This window comes from Vibrio sp. HI00D65 (genome assembly GCF_001635455.1).
Lineage (GTDB): Bacteria > Pseudomonadota > Gammaproteobacteria > Enterobacterales > Vibrionaceae > Vibrio.
This window is the reverse complement of the sequence record NZ_LWEH01000105.1, coordinates 1-219: the sequence shown is the minus strand read 5'-3', so window position 1 is coordinate 219 and position 219 is coordinate 1. Positions and strand designations below refer to the sequence as shown.

The following is a 219-nucleotide window of genomic DNA, read 5'->3' as shown; positions in this document are numbered from 1 at the left end:
AGGTCGATCTCGTATTGCTGAGTAATAAGCGCAGGACTTAAACACAAGGTGTTATTGAGTGTCTGGAATGAGCGATTCGTTCTGCCAATAATAACGCCTTGTTTTAGGCAGTTAGCCGCAATGGCAGCACTTATACTCTCATCAACAGGTTGCTTGGTTTCTTTGTCTGTTACAATCTCGAGGCCGACGAAGAGACCTTTACCACGTACATCACCGACA

General features: G+C 45.2%; 1 pseudogene. It reads right to left on the bottom strand.

The features are described 5' to 3' along the window. A pseudogene (locus A3712_RS10020) lies at positions 1-219 on the bottom strand (aspartate aminotransferase family protein); the annotation flags it as partial.